This is a genomic window from Variovorax sp. Soil_C_17 (assembly GCF_057657265.1).
Genome location: NZ_JBDGIT010000026.1, coordinates 1 through 17,724, shown reverse-complemented (window position 1 = coordinate 17,724; position 17,724 = coordinate 1). Strand labels below are relative to the sequence as shown.

Annotated in this window: 20 protein-coding genes and 3 pseudogenes; 15 read left to right on the top strand and 8 right to left on the bottom strand. The window is 61.0% G+C overall.

The genetic code is table 11. From position 1 onward, the window contains the following. The first annotated feature begins 100 nt into the window (after positions 1-100). Positions 101-565, top strand: coding sequence for a sensor histidine kinase (locus AC3A6Y_RS34565; RefSeq protein WP_487872718.1), 465 nt, complete (start codon positions 101-103; stop codon positions 563-565). Between the two features lie 176 nt (positions 566-741). Next, positions 742-930 (top strand): hypothetical protein, encoded by a 189-nt coding sequence (locus tag AC3A6Y_RS34560; RefSeq protein WP_487872717.1) that lies wholly within the window; start codon positions 742-744, stop codon positions 928-930. Positions 931-1,027: 97 nt separating this feature from the next. On the opposite strand, the gene AC3A6Y_RS34555 is transcribed toward AC3A6Y_RS34560, so the two are convergent. Then, on the bottom strand, positions 1,028-1,240 hold the full coding sequence (locus tag AC3A6Y_RS34555) for a DUF3820 family protein (RefSeq protein ID WP_487872716.1): 213 nt from the start codon (positions 1,238-1,240) through the stop codon (positions 1,028-1,030). A gap of 5 nt (positions 1,241-1,245) precedes the next feature. Beyond that, positions 1,246-1,437 carry a hypothetical protein gene (locus AC3A6Y_RS34550; RefSeq protein WP_487872715.1) on the bottom strand — a complete coding sequence of 64 codons (192 nt, stop codon included), beginning with the start codon at positions 1,435-1,437 and terminating at the stop codon, positions 1,246-1,248. Positions 1,438-2,095: 658 nt separating this feature from the next. On the opposite strand from AC3A6Y_RS34550, the pseudogene AC3A6Y_RS34545 reads away from it, so the two are divergent. Together AC3A6Y_RS34545 and AC3A6Y_RS34540 are read left to right on the top strand one after the other, a co-directional pair. Beyond that, positions 2,096-2,619: pseudogene (locus AC3A6Y_RS34545) on the top strand (ATP-binding protein); the annotation flags it as partial. A gap of 74 nt (positions 2,620-2,693) precedes the next feature. Continuing rightward, positions 2,694-3,272 carry a hypothetical protein gene (locus AC3A6Y_RS34540; protein WP_487872714.1) on the top strand — a complete coding sequence of 193 codons (579 nt, stop codon included), beginning with the start codon at positions 2,694-2,696 and terminating at the stop codon, positions 3,270-3,272. 665 nt (positions 3,273-3,937) lie between these two features. Here the strand turns inward: AC3A6Y_RS34540 and AC3A6Y_RS34535 are convergent. The 4 genes and pseudogenes from AC3A6Y_RS34535 to AC3A6Y_RS34520 form a co-directional block, all read right to left on the bottom strand. Beyond that, positions 3,938-4,396 carry a hypothetical protein gene (locus tag AC3A6Y_RS34535; protein ID WP_487872721.1) on the bottom strand — a complete coding sequence of 153 codons (459 nt, stop codon included), beginning with the start codon at positions 4,394-4,396 and terminating at the stop codon, positions 3,938-3,940. Between the two features lie 16 nt (positions 4,397-4,412). Next, positions 4,413-4,831 (bottom strand): annotated as a pseudogene (locus tag AC3A6Y_RS34530) (indolepyruvate oxidoreductase subunit beta family protein); the annotation flags it as partial. Between the two features lie 30 nt (positions 4,832-4,861). Then, a pseudogene (locus tag AC3A6Y_RS34525) lies at positions 4,862-5,295 on the bottom strand (ferredoxin family protein); the annotation flags it as partial. An 11-nt stretch (positions 5,296-5,306) separates the two neighbouring features. Beyond that, positions 5,307-6,149, bottom strand: a complete 843-nt coding sequence (locus AC3A6Y_RS34520) for an MqnA/MqnD/SBP family protein (protein ID WP_487872713.1) — start codon at positions 6,147-6,149, stop codon at positions 5,307-5,309. 714 nt (positions 6,150-6,863) lie between these two features. On the opposite strand from AC3A6Y_RS34520, the gene AC3A6Y_RS34515 reads away from it, so the two are divergent. The 11 genes from AC3A6Y_RS34515 (at position 6,864) to AC3A6Y_RS34465 (ending at position 16,351) form a co-directional block, all read left to right on the top strand. Continuing rightward, positions 6,864-7,778 (top strand): dihydrodipicolinate synthase family protein, encoded by a 915-nt coding sequence (locus AC3A6Y_RS34515; protein WP_487872712.1) that lies wholly within the window; start codon positions 6,864-6,866, stop codon positions 7,776-7,778. A 23-nt stretch (positions 7,779-7,801) separates the two neighbouring features. Continuing rightward, positions 7,802-8,788 carry a Bug family tripartite tricarboxylate transporter substrate binding protein gene (locus tag AC3A6Y_RS34510; protein ID WP_487872711.1) on the top strand — a complete coding sequence of 329 codons (987 nt, stop codon included), beginning with the start codon at positions 7,802-7,804 and terminating at the stop codon, positions 8,786-8,788. Between the two features lie 2 nt (positions 8,789-8,790). Beyond that, a complete protein-coding gene (locus AC3A6Y_RS34505) occupies positions 8,791-9,582 on the top strand; it encodes an SDR family NAD(P)-dependent oxidoreductase (RefSeq protein ID WP_487872710.1) in 792 nt (263 codons plus the stop codon). Between the two features lie 34 nt (positions 9,583-9,616). Next, positions 9,617-10,417 (top strand): aspartate dehydrogenase, encoded by an 801-nt coding sequence (locus tag AC3A6Y_RS34500; RefSeq protein ID WP_487872709.1) that lies wholly within the window; start codon positions 9,617-9,619, stop codon positions 10,415-10,417. A 12-nt stretch (positions 10,418-10,429) separates the two neighbouring features. Beyond that, positions 10,430-11,188, top strand: a complete 759-nt coding sequence (locus AC3A6Y_RS34495; protein ID WP_487872708.1) for an alpha/beta fold hydrolase — start codon at positions 10,430-10,432, stop codon at positions 11,186-11,188. Between the two features lie 5 nt (positions 11,189-11,193). Beyond that, complete coding sequence (locus AC3A6Y_RS34490; protein WP_487872720.1) at positions 11,194-11,595, top strand: cupin domain-containing protein; 402 nt, start codon at positions 11,194-11,196, stop codon at positions 11,593-11,595. A gap of 73 nt (positions 11,596-11,668) precedes the next feature. Beyond that, complete coding sequence (locus AC3A6Y_RS34485; RefSeq protein WP_487872707.1) at positions 11,669-12,535, top strand: transporter substrate-binding domain-containing protein; 867 nt, start codon at positions 11,669-11,671, stop codon at positions 12,533-12,535. A gap of 2 nt (positions 12,536-12,537) precedes the next feature. Then, positions 12,538-13,509: a proline racemase family protein gene (locus AC3A6Y_RS34480; RefSeq protein ID WP_487872706.1), complete on the top strand. Its 972-nt coding sequence runs from the start codon at positions 12,538-12,540 to the stop codon at positions 13,507-13,509. Positions 13,510-13,520: 11 nt separating this feature from the next. Further along, positions 13,521-14,174, top strand: coding sequence for an amino acid ABC transporter permease (locus AC3A6Y_RS34475; RefSeq protein WP_487872705.1), 654 nt, complete (start codon positions 13,521-13,523; stop codon positions 14,172-14,174). Further along, positions 14,171-15,043, top strand: a complete 873-nt coding sequence (locus tag AC3A6Y_RS34470) for an amino acid ABC transporter ATP-binding protein (protein WP_487872704.1) — start codon at positions 14,171-14,173, stop codon at positions 15,041-15,043. Before AC3A6Y_RS34475 ends, AC3A6Y_RS34470 begins: the two co-directional genes overlap by 4 nt. A 75-nt stretch (positions 15,044-15,118) precedes the next feature. Continuing rightward, positions 15,119-16,351: an NAD(P)/FAD-dependent oxidoreductase gene (locus AC3A6Y_RS34465; RefSeq protein WP_487872703.1), complete on the top strand. Its 1,233-nt coding sequence runs from the start codon at positions 15,119-15,121 to the stop codon at positions 16,349-16,351. 2 nt (positions 16,352-16,353) lie between these two features. On the opposite strand, the gene AC3A6Y_RS34460 is transcribed toward AC3A6Y_RS34465, so the two are convergent. Further along, positions 16,354-16,962 carry a TetR/AcrR family transcriptional regulator gene (locus AC3A6Y_RS34460; protein WP_487872702.1) on the bottom strand — a complete coding sequence of 203 codons (609 nt, stop codon included), beginning with the start codon at positions 16,960-16,962 and terminating at the stop codon, positions 16,354-16,356. 630 nt (positions 16,963-17,592) lie between these two features. Further along, the coding region (locus AC3A6Y_RS34455) for an ATP-binding protein (protein WP_487872719.1) at positions 17,593-17,724 on the bottom strand (132 nt) is incomplete at its 5' end.

The window sequence follows — 17,724 nt, the reverse complement described above, 5'->3', positions numbered from 1 at the left end:
TCTCATGTCGGTTGCTTGCATCACACCCAGATGATGGCGCATTCCGAATTTTCAAGATGATGATTGCCGGATCAATAACCGGGCCAGCCTGGGCCAACCAATGGCCCTGCGCCGGGAGTCATCCGATTTGCATGAGGCGTGCGCGGCAGAGGTTGAACTGCTGCGCACGGCGTTTCCAGATACTACGATCGATTTCAAGGCTCAGGGCGACGCCCGCGGTGCGTTTGACGCATCCCGGGTACGCCAAGCACTGAGCAACCTGGTGACGAACGCCATCAAGCACGGGTCTCCAGCCGATCCGGTGATGGTGACCTTGGAGGGCCAGGAATCGGCCGTGCTGCTGTCCGTTGAGAACGTCGGACTTAAGGAGGTCTCGCCGGGCGAGATAGAGCGGTGGTTCGAACCGCTTCATCGAAAGGACGCGCAACCGGCAGGACTGCGTCATGCGCATCTGGGGCTGGGCCTCTTCATCGTGCGGCAGATCGCCAGGGCCCATGGCGGCGAAGTGGAGGGCCGTGCGGCGGCCCGTGTGATCCGGTTCACGATCACCCTGCCTAAGGCGTAGGCCGTGTAGCTTCCCCGCTCAACGAGAAAGTCCCGCGCGAGTTGATGCGAGCAATCTCCCGGCGTTGCGCCCGGGCGCAAACCTACCGCGGCGTGCTGGGGCCGTAGGCAGCCTCTCAATACTGAGAACGATTCGCGCCTTTGAGTCCTGCTTTTTTAGTCTGTTAAACACTGCGCATGTCCCGCCGCAGCGATCTCGTAAAGATCATCCAGGACCTGGCCGACGAAGAGGTCTCACGGCAACCCTCGGCTGCAGATTGGCTTCTGGACCAGGACGACAAGGCGCAGAAGCGGCGAGAGAGGGATCGCGGCCTGAGGCCCGGGCATGACTATCAGGATGACGATGGGGGCGACGTAAGCACCTGACAGCCTTCGAACAAGCCCGTTGAGAGCGGGTCAAAGTGGGGGCACACGTACCGCGCGAGCGCCACGACCGATGGGGGTTGGTTTTTGGTACGGCGCGCTACCGCCGCCGCAGCGGCACCAGCAGCCCCTTCAGCCCGTTATGGTCGATCTCGTGCATGAGCTGCAGCAGCCGGCCGATCTCGCCCCTGGGGAAGCCTTCGCGCGCAAACCAGGCGAGGTAGTTGCCGGGCAGGTCGGCAATCGCCGTGCCCTTATGCTTGCCGAATGGCATGGGCATCGAGACCAGCTTGTCGAGGTCTTCGGGCGCCATCGATGCTAACCGCCCGCGCGCTTGACCGTCATGCCCCGCTTCCGCAGCGCGGCGATCACCGTGTCGCGGTGGTCGCCCTGGATTTCGATCACGCCGTCCTTGGTGGTGCCGCCCGAGCCGCAGGTCGACTTGAGCTGCTTGCCGAGCTGCGCGAGCGCGGCCGCGTCCAGCGCCGTAGAAAAAAGCAAAAGTGTCACCGCTACCATCTTCGCCTTTTGAACGCTAGCGCAACCTGCTGATTTGTTGATGGAGCCCCGACGTGCGGGCCTGAGAGGCTGTCGGGCGTTGCGTCCGTCTTATCACATCTGAAAACGCCGCTTTCTGAAAAACCCAACTAAATCAACAAGTTGCTTATACACGGTGAACGAGGCGAGCCACACTTGGAATACGCTGCCAAGAGGAATCACCGGTACTGTTGCCGATCGAAGAAGCCACCGAACCGGGGGGCCATCGACGATCGCCGCCCTTGCGAAGTCATCCCTTCGAGGCGGGCCGGTGACACATTTGCCCGCGAAGTTGTCGAAGGAAATGTGTCACTGCGCCTTTGCACAAAGCAAATCCGCCACTCTGTGGATGCGAACGCGTCGGGCAGTGCGTAACGTGTTGATCCATGAAGGATTCCTCCGCACGGTTCGCTGCACCGCTCGAGACGGTGCGCCCACGCGGCGGGCGGCTGATCGAGGGCTTCAGCGTGAAGCTGCAAAGGCGGGTGCGCCTGTTCTCGCACTCGAGCTTCGCGCAATGGATTCGCCTTGAGGCGGATCCATCGGTCCTCGCGTTCTGCGAACGGCCGGCGCGTGCGGGGCCGGGCCTGGCCTCTCGCCTGATCGACTTCTGGGTTCAGCGTGCGGATGAGAGGCGCAGCGCTTCGACGAGAACGAATACGAGTGGCTGCGCGACGTGCACGACCATCTGGACCGGCTGCAGATTCGACTCTTCACCTTTCTGGTGGGTCAGCAGGAACTGCTGGCGGTCAAGATGGCCATGCAGCACGCGAGGAAGACGCAAATCGTGGCGCGTCTGATGGTGGAGGAGCTGGCGTTCTTCGGCATCCGCAATGTGCGCGATGTGGCGACCTGCCTGGACGGCTACGATCAGACGCGCTTCCCGCGGGCGAGCGAATGGAGCTTCACTCGCTTCTACGTGCCGAGGCCGTTGAGGGGGGCTATCGGCTGGCCCACGACGCCGGATTGCTGTGGTTGGCCTTCGAGCGTCTTCACCACAGGCACGGCCTGCCGGGCGCGCTGGAGATTCCGATGGAGTCGTTCACGCGCGCGGTGGAGATCGTGCTCAAGGACAGCGAGCTGCGCGACGGCGTCGGATACCGGCCGGACGCTGCACTGTGGGAGATGGCGGTGCGTAGCTGCGGCTACATTTAATCTCGCCAGGCAATCAGCGCCGAGCTGATGATGAGCGCCGCCTGAGAACCTGAAATACGGCTGGGGGTCGCGCAATGTCGCTGCCGATTCTGATCCTGGACCAGCACGCGCTGAATCCGCGCTTCGGCTACGTAATTCACCGGCGCTGGTTGCAGCCCTACGAGTCGGTGGTCGGTATGCTGTGGAAATTCGCACGCGCGAACCGGCTGGCGGGGCACATGCTGATCAAGCAGCTGCGGTCCGACCCGGTGGACCCATACCTCGGGCTGCGCCCTGCAGACATCGAGGTACCGATCGTGGCACGGCTGCTGGGCGTGACACAGCGCAGCGTGCGCGAGGGGATGGATACGGCGGCGCTGGATGCTTCCCGATTCTTGCGCTACTGCCCGAGCTGCATGTCGCTCGGCTATCACGGCGTGGTGCACCAGCGCGAGCGCTATGAGCAGTGTCCGATCCATGGGTTGCCCCTGCTTGCGACTTGCCGCCATTGTGGCGAGGCGTCGGCGTACCGGCTGGACGCACAGCTGCTGGAGGCGCCGTTTCGCTGCCGCCACTGCCGTCGGACCTACGGCTCGAACTTGCCACCGCTGTTGTGGTGCAAGGCATTGTCACGCGAGCGCCGTATCGCGGTGACGCGGGCGGCCATAGGGTAGGGCCGTGGGCGCACCTGCGGGGAGGCAGGCGGTGACACATTGTCTTCGCAAGACTGGCGGTTCGGAGCGAGTGACACATTCGCTTTGCAAATCGCGCAAACCCAGGCTGGACGCGCCTCTTGTGCCTGTCGGCTTGAGCCAAAAGGTCGAGTGACACATTTGCCTGCGCAAAAGTGACACAGTTGTTTTTTGCTACGCATGGCCACTGCAGCGCTGCCCACCAGCGGCTTCACATCCTCGGGCCGCAGGTCCCCGCGCTGGTTGTTCTTGGAGTGGGTGAGCGTGTAGACGAAGGAGTCGGGATTCACCTGCTGCGGGTTTTCCAGGGTGGCGGCGGCCACCTCGGAGCGGCGGCGCCCGCCTGTGGCCCAGGCAAACAGGAGGAGGGCGCGGTCGCGTCTTCCGCGTAGCGATTCGTCGCAGGTCGCCAGGAGCAGCTGCAACGGATCCTTGGTGAGTGCGCGTTGCCGCTTGGGGACTGCGCCGCGCTGGGCGTAGGCGCGCCGCGTACGGGCCAGGAGCTCGCGCACCCAAGGATCCGCGCAGGGGTTCACGAGCTTGTGGCCCGGCGTGGCGTGGCCGGGGCCGCCTGATCCGTCGGACCGCCTGGCCTGCCGGGTGCGGACGAGGGCGACGAACCCCCTGTCGATCCGGTGGTCCCGGCGTCAGCCATCTGGTGCGCCTTGGACAGCACCGCGATGCGGGGTCACCAGGGTGTTCAAGGCCGGTGGACCGAGACGCGCCTTATAGCCGTTTTGGACCAGCGCCTGGTCGACGTCCGGCGTTAGTTCGCTCACCAGGTCACCCGCCTTGCGACGCTGCCTGGCCGGGGTTTGTTCGCGGTGCAGAGGCTGGCCGGCTTGATCAGGAATGCCATCGCTATCCGCGTCACCATCCACGTCGCCGTCTTCGTGCCGGCGCGCCGCGTGGTCGACGATGAACTGGACCACCACCGGGACAAGCACCGGCAGCGCGAGCGCCTGGCCGCAGCGCGCGGCATACCAGGCGCACCAGTAGCGCATCGCCGCTTGATAGGACATGCGCGTGTTGACGGATTCGCCCTGGCGCAGCAGCGCGCGGGCGGCGTCTTCGGCGGTGAACGCGAGCCGCGCGGGATCGAACACGGCACGGCCGGCCAGGGTCGAACACGTGGTGCTCGCGGCTGAAGGCGCGCACCACATCGAGCAGGCGCTCGGCATTTGCGCGGCAGTCACCGGGCTGCGTGTGCTCGGCGGTAGTGAGGGCGCGCGCCGAGGAGCTGATGACCAGCGTGCGCAGCGGCGCGCTCATGCCGTTGCCGATCTGGCGCGCGGTCTCGAGCAGCTCCGAGGAGACGATCGCGTCGAGCGCGCCGGGCACCGGGCTCAGGCTGAAGACCGGGCGCCGGCCGCCGAGCTGCGCGAGCGGCACCGGGAACACCTCGATGTAGTAGGTGGTGGCACCGGTTCGCTGCGCTACGCCGGGGATCGACGTTCCACCAGCCATTCGGTCAGGACGCCGCCGCTTTCGCCGCCAAGAGCGCAGACGAGCAGGGTGATGGGTTGTGCGTTTTCGTTCATGTTCGGTTGGTCCGTTCACACGGGCCGCAGCGCGCGCACCAGGCCGCAGCCCACGCAGCCGTCGATCACACGGTCGCGACCGGATCGACCTTGAGCGGATCGGGGTTGTCCTTGAGCGTGAGCGTGGGGCAGCCCGAGAGCCGGATGCAGGCGTGGTCGCCGTTGCACACGTCCTCGTCCACGCCGTACTTCACGCGCACCACTCGCTCGCCGCGCTGGAGCAGGCTTGCAATCCAGGGCTTGATGCGGCGCTGCCGCTCGAGCTGGCATTCGCCCTTGGCGATCACCACCTTGAGGCCGTCGAAGTCGCTCGTGACTGCCTTCGTCAGCGTGCGCCGCATGCGCTCCACGTCGTGGGTGGTGACGGTGCGCAGCCACTGCACGCCCAGGCCCTTGAGCGTGGCCTCGATTTTCTGATTCTTGTCGACCGCGCGCGCCTTCACCTCCTCGTCGGGCGCCTGAAGGCCAACTCAACTCACTTCTGTTGCCAATCCTCAATTTCAGGCAATGAAAGGCTTTGACGATGCGCGATGTCGAAGCCTTCCACTCGCGCAGGAAGTATCGCGCGCATGCGTTCGAGCCCACGGGATGCCTCTTCCTGCAGTTCGTACTCGAAGTTCCGGTGCAGCGCCACGATTTCGTCGATGCTTGATGTCCACCCGAAGCGGGCGCGATGGGACGCGACGGCTGCCAACGGGTCGGCTCGGTAGCGCGCCATGGCGTCCGCGAGCAAGCGCCGCATCACCTCCACGTCGCTCGGAGCCGTGGAGGCGTGATATACCCACACTGCCGTCACGACCGGGGTGCCCTGCCATTCGTGCCATTCCCTTCCGAGGTCGTACACGAAGCTGAAGCGCTTCCGAGCGCGCTCTTCGACCGCTTCATTTTGAATGAGCAGGCGTGGTGTCGTCGCTTCGTGCACGTTGACGTTGCGTCGCCAGGGACCGATCCCGAGACCATACTTTCCCTTTAAAAGGGCCTCAAGGATTCGAACCGAGGAAGTCGTTTGCTCGCAGATGGCAAACTCGGCCAGATGCAGATCTTCGATTGGCCGTGGAGAGAACAGACACACACTGTCGGCTTTATCTCGAAAGGAGATGCCCCAATTGTCCAAGCGGCGCCACGAATCGCCGATATCGAACCAGTCGGCCACCGCCATGGGCGTGATGTCGACGTGCCCTTGAAGGGCAAGCTCGCGCACGCCGCTCGACTCGCATTGAAGGAGAGAGACCGGCCAAACATCGGATCCGGTGTAGCTTGGAATCCAGGGCACACTTCCGAAGTGCCCGACGGTGAGGGATGGCTTTGGCTTGTGCATGTTCAGGAGCTAGATTCTGCCGGGACAGCAACCCTTCGAACGTGCTGCGCCTCGGGATGACCGATCACCTTCTCCACCGAACCCTTGCCATTGGGATCCCGCACAAGCGCCTTCATCGAAGCACAATGCGGCTGCGGCGCAATGCCATATCCGTCTCTAGGCGACCTGTCGTTTATCGCCTACTACAGCTCGGTGATGCGTTTCGCACGCAAGCTTGCTTCCGGCGAAGAGATGTAGGCAGGTCCAAATGGTCATCTGCAAGTGCGGCCTCAAGACATTCACGCCGTCACCCCCTCGTGGCTGAGGAGCAAAAGCAATGTCCTGCTCGGCAGGGCCAGCCTGTAGACGCCGGAGCCGCCTACGTCGTCACGGCTCGATGGCCGTGGCCGTGGAATTACGTGTCGCAAGTTGGGGGTGGGTGATTGGGGGCTCGCTCGGGCTTTTTGGTGTGAGCGCCCATTTGGTCCAGCCCAGCTTGTACACCTTGGAGACTCCGCGGAGGTCTAGGTGCACCGTAGGCGGATCGCGGGTCGTCAGGCGGAGGGAGCGTCGCGGTGACTAGGGGCCACTCCTCGCGGCTGCACCGTCCATGCGTGCCGGCCCCATTCGGCGGGACTAATAGCCCGCCGATCCACAGCCGTCAATAGCGTAAACGCCAGGGGAGAGTCGTGCGAACCAGGGGCTATGATACTGACTGACATGTAAGTCAGGACGATGAAACTAGCTCTTTATGGGGTGATCCCCGCTGCACTGAACCCGTTTCGGGAAGATCTGTCGTTGGACGCGGAGAGTCTGACGCGGCACCTCGCCGGACTTTCCAGGACACCAGGCGTCACGGGCCTTCTGGTGAACGGCAATACATCAGAAGTCTCTGCGTGCACGGCCGCCGAGCAGGAGCAGATCCTGGAGATCGCTAGGGGCTGCGTGCCGCCGGGGTGCGCGGTCTATTCCGGCATTCAGCTAACAACGCAAGAAAGCGTTCGCGATCTGGCGCGAAAGTGGGAGCTGATGGGCGTCGATGCGCTCGTCGTGTACCCGCCTGCGAGAACGGGCGAAGACGCCGCGAGCTTCATGGGTAGGGCGGTGGCTCTGTGGGATGTGCTCGCCGCGACGACCAGGCTGCCGCTGGTCCATTTTCAGTATCCAGTAAGCAGCAGCCGCGCGTACTCGATCGAGACGATCAGGTTTTTGGCTAGTCATGTCCCCAATTTCTGCGCCATCAAAGATTTCTGCTCCGACGAAGCCATGCACCGAGCAATCATTGCCGAATTCCAGGAGCGACGCGGGATTCCTGTTCTGACTTCGCACACTCGTTGGCTCATGAAATCTCTGCAAGCCGGGGCAGCCGGGATTTTTTCAAGCGCTGGCTCGATTTTCGCGAAGGAACAGGCCGAAGTGTTGGCGGAATTTAAGAACGGGGAGGTGAAATCCTCGCGAGCGCTTGTATTAGGCGAGTTGATGGCTGCGGTCAACGCTGCATCGCTGAATGAGCAGATTCCTAAACTCAAGGTGGCCGCGAAGATGCGCGGCGACTTCGCTAACCTCAAGGTCCGTACTCCGTGCAAGACGATTTCGCCGGACGATGCACTCGAAATCGAAAAACGGCTGGCAGCGCTGGCCCACTGTTAAGTTTTCCATTTCAGTTCGCAAACATGAACCCTTCGGGAATTACACGCCGCAGCCTCTTGGCCGTTGGAGCGGTCGCACCGCTCGCGTCATGGAGCCATGCCGAGGAGGCCTACCCCTCCAAACCGATCACGCTGCTGGTCGGCTTTGCGCCTGGCGGACAGAGCGACATCTTGGCGCGTAAGGTCGGGAAACTCCTCGAGGCGGACCTGCACGTTCCGGTTGTCGTGAAGAACATGCCAGGAGCGGCGTCGACGATGTCGCTCCGGCAACTCGCCATCGCGAAGCCGGACGGATACACACTCGCGGTCACAGGCGGGAGCGGCATGGTCATGGCGCCGTTGATCATGAAGGTGCCCTACTCGCCCACAAGAAGCTTCAAGACCGTGGCCATGTTAACGGTGGCCGGTGGCGCGATCGCCGTTCATCCATCTGTTCCGGCCCGCAATCTGGCCGAGCTGGTGCAGCTCATCAAGGCATCGCCGGACAAGTACAGCTTCGCGCACAGCGGAACGGGTGGCATCGATCACCTCACCGGCGAACTATTCAAGAAGGTTGCCGGAGACCTGAAGCTCGTCGACATCCCATACCCCGGTTCCGCGCCAGCCATCCAGGCTGTGGTCGCTGGCCAAGTGCCGGTTCTCTCCGCAACGTTCAGTTCGACGTACAAGTTTCACCAGGCTGGCCAATTGCGGGTGCTTGCGGTCACATCGGCGAAGCGCAGCCAGCTTTCGCCTGAAGTTCAGACCGCGGCCGAGCAAGGTTTCAAAGACTTGATGGCTGAAACGTACAACTTTGTCACCGCACCGATCGATGTTCCGGAATCGGTCCTGACCAAGTTGCGAGGCTCGGTTGCAAAGATTATCGGCCAACCTGCGGTGAGCGCTGATCTTGCGGCTTCTGGTTTTGAACCGGTGACGAATATGTCGCCCGAAGCAGCAGATGCATTTATTGCAGCTGAATCCGTCAAATGGCGCAAAGTCGTCGAGTCCGCAAAGATCACGGTTGAATAGACATGAACGAATTTGAAGGAAAGGTTGCTGTTATTACCGGAGGCGCCGGTGGTATTGGACTGGCTACGGCATCGCTATTGCTCCACACTGGCTCGAACGTCGTGATTGCCGACTTGGGCGGTGCTCACAATGAACGTACTAAAGCGCTGCTCAATGATTTCAAGGCGAATGCGGCTTTCGTCCCCACCGATGTCACGGATTTGGCGAGCGTCAGTGCCCTCATGGCCGCTGCAACGCACCATTTCGGCGGCATGGACATCTTGTTCAACAACGCCGGTGTCCTCGGCGGCAATAGATTCCCAGAGTCTGATCCTCAGGCATGGCGGCGTGCCATCGAAGTCAACATCGTCGGCACGATGAATTGCATCCACGCAGCGGTGCCGTATCTGAAGAACCGTTGTGGATCGCGCATTCTGAACATGGGATCTACCGCCGGCCTCAAGGCGAGTTTCCTCGATCCGGCTTACGCGATGACTAAGGCGGCGATCGTCAGCCTGACGCGCTCGCTAACATTCCTGCTGGATGAGGCCGGCATCAACATCAATTGCCTTTGCCCAACGCTGGTCAAAACGGAGTTAGCTCGCAATTCTTCCTCGAATTTCTCAGAAACTGAATTTGCGCGCTTTTACGAACGGCGAGGGAACCGAAACGAGCGCCCATCCCTGACGGCTGAAGCGGTTGCGGAGGCGGCTGTGAAGTTGCTACGACGGGAAGATCTAAACGGCTACTGCTGCGAAATGACGCTTGAAAACTCGTGGAATCTCATTCCACCGGTGTTGCCGCAAAAGGTCTGATGGGTCCTTTGGCCGAACACAACACACTAAGACAATGAAAACGATCGCCATTGCCGGACTCGGTGCAATTGGGCTTCAGATTGCGGGCAGCATTGCGTCGATCCCTGGGCTCGCTCTCGTCGCCGTGGCAGATCGTGACGAGCGAGAGGCGGCGGAGAAGATTGCAGGCCTCGGGTTGAACGCGGAGGTCCGTTCGCTCCAATCACTGCCTGACGTCGCCGATATCGTGGTCGAGGCATTGCCCGCCTCCGTCGCGGCGACGCTGTATCCCCTCGTCATAGCCCAAGGGAAGACGTTGGTCGCGCTCAGTTCCTGCGCTCTCCTCGAGCGTCAAGACCTTACTGAGCTGGCGGCCAAGAACGGCGCAAGGATCATCGTGCCCTCAGGTGCGGTGGGAGGCCTCGACGCCCTGAAGGCGGCCAGGGAAGGGCAACTGCATTCGGTTCGGATGATCACCCGCAAGTCGCCTCGGAGCCTGGTTGGCGCGCCGCACGTGGTCGAACAGAAGATCGATCTCGCCGCATTGACCAGTCCAACGCTGATTTTCTCCGGCAACGCCTTGGACGCGGCTCGTGCGTTCCCCGCGAACGTCAATGTCGTTGCAGCGGTGAGCTTGGCCGGGGTGGGGCCGACAGCAACGCAGATCGAGGTCTGGGCCGATCCCAGCGCCGAGCGCAATTCGCACACGGTTCAGGTGAAGAGCGACAGCACTGAGTTCGAGATTCACATGACGAACCTGCCTTCGCAAAGCAACCCGCGTAGTTCGCAGTTGGCGTGCTTCAGCGCCATCGCTGCTCTCCGCGACATTGCCGGCGCGTGCAGGGTAGGTACCTAAGAAAGGAAGAGCATGGCGCAGATTCAAGCAAACGGGGCGAACCTCTACTACGAGGTCCACGGAGTCGGCCCGGCAACAATCGTGTTCGCCCATGGGAAGGGCGGCAACCATCTTAGCTGGTGGCATCAGGTGGCGCACTTCAGCCAGCGCTATCGCTGCATCACGTTCGACCATCGAAGTTACGGACTGTCGACCAACAGCACGGACGGGCGCAACCAAGAGGCGTACGTGGACGACCTGACGGCGATCCTCGATCACGTCGGCGTCTCTTCCGCGTACTTGGTCGGCCAATCAATGGGCGGTCGCACGTGTCTTGACTTCGCCATCGCCTACCCAGATCGAGTCCATGCACTGCTACTCGCTTCGACGATCGCTGGCGTGGTCGACCCAGAACTTCAGGAAATTCTCAAAGTCCACGCCAACCCTCCGAAAGACTTGCTAGCTCGCGTGTTGTCCCGTGGTTTCCGCGAGCAGAACGCTGCGTTGACCCAACTGTTCGCTTCGATCGAAGCACTCAACCACGTCGGCAAGGATCCGTTCCCCTTGCTGATCAAAGGCGCTGGCCGCGAAGCAGTTGCCAAGTGCAACACGCGGACGTTGCTTATCGTCGGCGATGAGGACCTAGTCGCTCCTCCTCCAGCCGTCGAATGGCTTGCGAACCAACTGCCAAATGCCCTGTTGAAGGGCATTCCCAACACGGGCCACTCAATCTACTTCGAGAGACCGGCGACCTTTAACGAAATTCTCGATCAATTCCTTTCTACGCGGTGAACATCATGTCCGAAATTAGCAAACACGTCATTGATCTGGCAACTGCAAAGGAAGTGCCATGGAGGCCTGGGTACCAGAACTTCCCGATCGCCGGCAAGCAGCAGGGCGTCACGGTGAGCGCGACCATGGCGATCTTGCAACCTGGCGCCGGCGCCCCTTTGCATTTTCATGAGACGGCAGATGAAGTGCTGGTCGTTCTCGAAGGCGCGTTGGACCTCACTCTCGGCGAGGAGCGCATGACGGTTCCTGCCAATTCGGCCATTTCGATTCCCGCAAGAACACCGCATTCGTTCGTTGGAGCTGGACCGGGAACGACCAGATTTTTGGCGTATCTGCCGCAGCAGGGCGCCTATATCGCGGCGACGTACCTGGACGGGCAACGCCCGCTCAGCGACGAAATCAAGTGACAGTCGGCTAGCTGCTGTATTCCCTGCTTATTCCGTTGCGCTTAGCGACATTGTTTCTCAAGAGGTATTTCCAATGAAAAACTGGCTTGCCCGTCTCGCTGCAGTTCTTGCAGTCTCTTGCGCTCTGACTTCAGTGTGTACCGTCAACGCGCAAACGCCGTCCGCAGCAACCGCTGCCCGCAGCGACCCGAATGCTGTCCTCGACCGGATCAGAGCATCGGGAAAGCTGCGCTTCCCGGTCATGCTGAGCGAGGAGCCGGGCTACGTGAAGGATCCCCGCACTGGCGCGTGGAGCGGCTTCTTTGTGGACTGGGGCAACGACATCGCGTCCCTCCTCGGTGTGAAGCTCGAGTATGTGGAGACGACCTGGGGGAACCTCGCGGCCGACTTCCAGGCAGGCAAGATCGATCTCGCGGTGGCGCTCAATCCCAACCCAAAGCGAGGTCTCGTCGTTGACTACCTGCCAGGCGCCATCGTCGAAGGTCTCTGGGTGCTTGCGGCTCGCCCTGATTTCCACCCGAAGACATGGAAGGACATGGACAACAAGAAGGCTCGCATCGCTGTGCAGAAGGGCGGCACCATGCAGGTCATCGCGGAAGCCGTGATTCCGAACGCGACGATCGTCGTCGTTCCAACCCGCGATCAGGCAATCCTGGAACTCCAATCCGGACGTGTCGATGCGCTGATCGTTGCAGACCAAGACGCCGCACTCCTGCAGTCAAAGAACCTTGCGAAAGTGGTCGTTCCGACGCCTCTGTTGCGCAGCCCATCGACGATCGGTATTCGGCGTGAGCCTGGGAACGAAGGCTTTGCCAATTTCCTGACGAACTGGATGTCGCAGCAGAACTCGCTGGGTCTCGCATGTTCGCGCATCACCCGGGCGTTGGCTGAGCGTGGCATCGACATGAAGCTGGTGCCTCAGTCTGGAAAGTACTGCTGATCATGCGCGCGAGTCGCCTTTTCACTGTCATCGACAGCCACACGGCAGGTCATCCAACGCGCACGGTGACGTCTGGCATCCCGGCTTTGCGCGGGGAGACCGTGTTGGCACAGCGCGATGATTTTCGTGACAACCACGATGGGCTCCGCAGCCTCCTGCTGCACGAGCCGCGCGGGCATGCGGCAATGATGGCGGCGGTCCCGATCCCTTCGCGCATTGCCGATCAAGGACTGTTCTTTGTCTCGTCGTACGTGTATCTTGATATGTGCGGCCACGCGACGATCGGATACATCGCCAGTCTCGCGGCAACAGGTGCGCTGCCAGCAAGCTTCGAAGCGAAGGGCATGTCGATCGAGACCCCGGCGGGCGTCATTCACGTCAACGGTGTCTTTAAGGAAGGAGAACTGGCCGCCGTTGTTCTTCGTAATGTCCCCTCGTATGTGACGTTCTCGGATGTCGAGGTTGCAACCAGCGCGCATGGCACCGTCCGCTGCGACATCGCGTACAGCGGAATCACCTACGCACTTGTCGACGCTGAACGGTTCGACTTGCCGTTCGAGGTTCAGCACGCGAACAAGTGGTGCGGGATCGCTATGGACATCAAGGCGGCACTCAACGCCGCTTCGAAGGAGCATGGTGTGGGGAGCGTGTTGTTCTACAAGGCCATCGAGGGTGGCTCGCAGCATCTCGTGGTCCTTGCAGGGAACAAGTTTGATCGCTCGCCCTGTGGTACTGGCACCTCTGCTCGCTTGGCCCAGCTCCACAAGAGAACGCAAATCGAGGTTGGAGCACCCTACCGGGCTGAGAACATTCTGGGCGTGGCGTTCCAAGGTAAGGTTCTTGGCGTGACGACAACTGCAGACGGCAGGCCAGCGGTGGTGCCCGAGATCCACGGGATGGCAAACATTTCCGCAATTTCGACCTTGATACTGGACGTGAACGATCCATTGCCGAACGGCTTCCTGCCGAGCTAGAGGAGACAGCCATGAAATTCGATATATCCATCGTATTGGCGCAGTGGGACCTTCTCGCGTTCGGTCTGCTGGTCACGCTGAAGTACACGGTCTACACCTGCGCAATCGGGCTGACCGTGGGCCTGGTGATCGCACTGATGCAGCTGACGAGATGGCGCAGCGCGCGCTGGATCGGTCGCGCCTGGGTTGAGTTGTTCCGCAACATTCCGCTGCTGGTGCTCTTGCTCTGGATCTACTATGCGCTGCCCATCTTTCTGCAGATCCAGATCGACAAGGAGTTCGCAGGTGTTGTGGGCCTTGGCCTGTACGCGAGCGGCTTCTACGCGGAGATTCTGCGCGCAGGTGTGCAGTCGATTGACAAAGGGCAGACCGATGCGGGCATCGTCCTTGGCATGACTTACGGCCAACGGATGCGTCGCATCATTCTTCCGCAAGCCCTCCGGAGAATGGTGCCCCCGCTGATGGGTCAGACCATCATGCAGCTGAAGAACACAACGCTGCTTTCGGTGCTCACGATCCCCGACCTTCTGTACCAGGCGGGCTATATCTCCAGTACGACCTATCGACCAATGGAGGTCTACACGGTGATCGGGGTCCTCTTCATCATCATTCTGTTCCCACTTAGCGTCATTTCTCGCCGCTTCGAGCGCAAGGAGGCTGCATGACAACTACGAACCCGGATGTGGTGCTGTCGGTCCGCGGCATCCAGAAGTCCTTCGGCACGCACCACGTCCTGAAAGGCATCGACCTCGACGTCCATCGCGGAGAAGTTGTCTCACTGATCGGCGCTAGCGGCTCTGGAAAGACTTCGCTGCTTCGATGCATGAACCTCTTGCTGCAGCCGGACGAGGGCGAAGTCGTCATCGGTGGCGCACCGCTGTTCCGCAAGAACGCCTCTGGCGAACTCAAGCTGACACCATCTCAAATCGCTGCGGTGCGGATGAAGACCGGCATGGTGTTTCAGAACTTCAACCTGTTCCCGCACCGCACGGCCATCGAGAACATCATCGAGGCACCTGTGACGGTGGCCAAGGTCCCGAAACGGGTAGCCACTGCGCATGCTTTGGAATTGCTCAAAAGAATGGGCTTGCCTGACGCGGGCCACAAGTACCCGTCGCAGCTTTCTGGCGGCCAGCAACAGCGCGTAGCCATCGCGCGCGCCCTCGCGATGAAGCCAACCGTTATGCTGTTCGACGAGCCCACCTCGGCGCTCGATCCCGAACTGGTTGGCGACGTGCTTGCCTCAATTCGCCAACTCGCTGCCGACGGTATGACGATGGTGATCGTTACGCACGAAATAGGCTTTGCGAGCGAGCTTGCGGATCGGCTCGTCTTCATGGCCGACGGCGTGATAAATGCTTCCGGGACCCCACGTGAGCTTTTCTCTTCGAACGTAAATCCCAGGTTCTCGACCTTCGTTAGCAGGTTCAAAGAGCAGGGTGCGTTGGTGAACTCGTTGCAATGCGGCGAGCCTCGGCCGGTGCCGGTGCCGGTGCCGGTGCCGGTGCCGGTGACCGTGCTTGCGCGCGCGTGACGACTCGCCAGGATCGTGACGTGTGCGGGCCCCCGTGTGACGGGCGCAGATCACGTTCGACAAGAAGGTCTCAGGATGTCTAACCCACAAAAGATAGCTGTCATTGGTGGAGGGGTCGTTGGCGCCAGCTGCGCCTTGGCACTGGTGCAAGAGGGACGAGCCGTTACGGTATTCGAGGAAGGGCGCATTGGACATGGCTGCTCATTCGGCAACGGCGCGCAATACAACGTTGGGTCGGCGTTTCCCATTGCATACCCCGGCGTGATCAAGCAAGGGCTGCGCTGGCTTTTCGATGCCGAAGGGCCCGTCCGCATCGCCTGGGGACAATTTCCTAAGAACATTCCTTGGTTCTTGGAGTTCTACAACACCAGCCAGCACGACAACTGGATCTCGACGTACAAGGCGCTGCATGCAATCAATGCACCGTGTGCGTCGCTGTACCGCACGATGCTTGGCGAGGCCGAATGGCGAAGGATCTTTCGGCCGAACGGTGCGCTTCACGTCTGGCGGAACGCGAAGGCGGGAGCGTTGGAAGCCGAGATGAACGGGCTCCGAGAAACGCTGGGTGTGCCTTTCGAAGCCGTGGATGCGTGCCAGGTGCATGAGCTTGAGCCCGCGCTCTCAACCGCCTATCAACGCGGGATCTTCTTCCCCGAAAGTGGACACGTCGTATCGTCGGTGCAACTGGTCGAAGGGTTGATCGCAAAAGCGTGCTCATCGGGCCTTGCGCTGGTGAATGCGAAGGTCCAGGAGATCGTTTCGCAGTCAACAGGCGTCAGTCTCCGGACGAGCACGGGCAATCACAACTTCGATGCAGTCGTCGTCGCGGCCGGTTACGCCTCCAAAGAGTTCGCGCGGCGACTTGGAACGTCGATGACGTTGGCGAGCGAGCGTGGTTACCACATCATGTTACCCGGAACCCAGGGCGTGAAAAGGCCGGTTACCGACGCGGAGTCGGCGGTTGTCGCGACGCCGCTGGCAGAGGGATTGCGCGTTGTGGGGATCGCCGAGTTCGATGGGGCAGACGCCACTCCCGATGAGCGGCAACCCCAGAAGTTGCTTCTCCGCGCTCGCCGCCTCTTTCCCGATCTGGATGAGAGTTCCGTTAAAACATGGATGGGGATCAGGCCATCAACGCCAGACAGCCTGCCCATCATCGATCGCCATGCATCCATGCGGAACGTGATCTTCGCGACCGGCCATGGGCACATGGGCATCAGTGGCGCCCCGACGACCGCGGCTCTGGTTACCGACCTGATTGCGGCGCGGCCGCCGCGGATCCCACTAGACCGCTACCGACTTCGCTGAAGTCAAATTTGCTTCACATCGCGCTTCCCATAAGCACGAAAGATCAAATCAGAAAGCGCCTTATATGACAAGATCAGATGTCCGATGCCATAAGGCGCGTGGCTGATCAATGAAGAGCAATGGATCACGTCGGCGATTAAGCAGACGATTTCGTCGACGGGTGCCGTGGCACACAGCTCTTCAGATTCCACTGCGTGATTTACACCGACCTTCACGGCAGACTCAACGCCCAGCGAGAATTCAGCAAGCTTCGCCTTCATCTTTGGCGTAATTACGTCTTCATCGAAGCGGAAGCGAGTAATAAGGCTCCAAATCCGGCCTTCATCGTTTGGATTATGGATCTTATACCGCTGCTCATTGAACTCACTCGACGCTAACAATTTTTGCTTCAGGCTTAGCTCACCATTGAGCCACCATGAGCGATAAGTCGACAAAACGAAGTTGACTTGCTCATCAAGCACCTCTTCGGCAAGGTGACTCTTGAGGCCGAAGTGATAGTGGATGTTGGTTCTGGTCGTCCCAAGTTCCGCTGTGAGGTCGTTGAAACTCATTCCCCTGTATCCGAGACGAGTGAACAGCGTTGTAGCGACCTGCCTAATCTGATCTCGCATGATTCGATCTACTTGAAGGGCGGGATGCCGAACCGGCAATTTTACACGAGACAGGCGATTTCGGCGATTTGAGCTTAAATTAACTGACATGTAGGTCGAATTTGTACTGCACCAAGCCATGTTCATTTCAACGATCTAGCTCTTGTGATAAAACTTGATTGAATTCAATTGTTCATGATCATTGCTGTCGGCGCTCGCCCTGCATGACTGCTCGCCGTCTGCGTGCAGGGTCTTTGCGACACCGGAGACCCGACTGGCGGCTTCAGCGGACTGGCGCGCGTTGTGGCGCGCTGCACGTGCACCTCGCTGCAGCACAGGGCCGCCGCGGTGACAGTGTTGAAGCCAGTCTGGCTGCAGTCGTCATCGTCAGGTCGCCCGCTTGCGTCGCTGCCTAGCCGGGGCTTTTTCGCGCTGGAGAGGCTGGCCGGCTTCAGCGGGAATGCCGTCGCCCGCCGTATTGCCGTCTTCGTGTCGGCGCGCCGCGTGGTCGACGATGAACTGAACCACCACCGGGACAGGCACCGGCAGCGCGAGTGCATGGCCGTAGCGCCCCGATCGACACTTCAAACTCCCCCACCCGTGGACACTCAAATTCCTCCAGGGCAGGACGAGGATTGCATTATTAATCGGTCACGCCTCGGCCGCGATCGCCAGGCGTGCGGCGGCCTCCTTCAGGCGGTAGCTCCTGCCTTCGAACTCGAGCATGACGGCACGATGCATCAGCCGATCAAGGATGGTGGTGCCCATGGTCGCATCGCCGAG

Coding starts and splice junctions, on each gene's coding strand:
- AC3A6Y_RS34565 (WP_487872718.1), top strand. CDS start 101: ATGGCCCTGCGCCGGGAGTCATCCGATTTGCATGAGGCGTGCGCGGCA.
- AC3A6Y_RS34560 (WP_487872717.1), top strand. CDS start 742: ATGTCCCGCCGCAGCGATCTCGTAAAGATCATCCAGGACCTGGCCGAC.
- AC3A6Y_RS34555 (WP_487872716.1), bottom strand. CDS start 1,240: ATGGCGCCCGAAGACCTCGACAAGCTGGTCTCGATGCCCATGCCATTC.
- AC3A6Y_RS34540 (WP_487872714.1), top strand. CDS start 2,694: ATGTCGCTGCCGATTCTGATCCTGGACCAGCACGCGCTGAATCCGCGC.
- AC3A6Y_RS34520 (WP_487872713.1), bottom strand. CDS start 6,149: ATGCACAAGCCAAAGCCATCCCTCACCGTCGGGCACTTCGGAAGTGTG.
- AC3A6Y_RS34515 (WP_487872712.1), top strand. CDS start 6,864: ATGAAACTAGCTCTTTATGGGGTGATCCCCGCTGCACTGAACCCGTTT.
- AC3A6Y_RS34510 (WP_487872711.1), top strand. CDS start 7,802: ATGAACCCTTCGGGAATTACACGCCGCAGCCTCTTGGCCGTTGGAGCG.
- AC3A6Y_RS34505 (WP_487872710.1), top strand. CDS start 8,791: ATGAACGAATTTGAAGGAAAGGTTGCTGTTATTACCGGAGGCGCCGGT.
- AC3A6Y_RS34500 (WP_487872709.1), top strand. CDS start 9,617: ATGAAAACGATCGCCATTGCCGGACTCGGTGCAATTGGGCTTCAGATT.
- AC3A6Y_RS34495 (WP_487872708.1), top strand. CDS start 10,430: ATGGCGCAGATTCAAGCAAACGGGGCGAACCTCTACTACGAGGTCCAC.
- AC3A6Y_RS34490 (WP_487872720.1), top strand. CDS start 11,194: ATGTCCGAAATTAGCAAACACGTCATTGATCTGGCAACTGCAAAGGAA.
- AC3A6Y_RS34485 (WP_487872707.1), top strand. CDS start 11,669: ATGAAAAACTGGCTTGCCCGTCTCGCTGCAGTTCTTGCAGTCTCTTGC.
- AC3A6Y_RS34480 (WP_487872706.1), top strand. CDS start 12,538: ATGCGCGCGAGTCGCCTTTTCACTGTCATCGACAGCCACACGGCAGGT.
- AC3A6Y_RS34475 (WP_487872705.1), top strand. CDS start 13,521: ATGAAATTCGATATATCCATCGTATTGGCGCAGTGGGACCTTCTCGCG.
- AC3A6Y_RS34470 (WP_487872704.1), top strand. CDS start 14,171: ATGACAACTACGAACCCGGATGTGGTGCTGTCGGTCCGCGGCATCCAG.
- AC3A6Y_RS34465 (WP_487872703.1), top strand. CDS start 15,119: ATGTCTAACCCACAAAAGATAGCTGTCATTGGTGGAGGGGTCGTTGGC.
- AC3A6Y_RS34460 (WP_487872702.1), bottom strand. CDS start 16,962: ATGCGAGATCAGATTAGGCAGGTCGCTACAACGCTGTTCACTCGTCTC.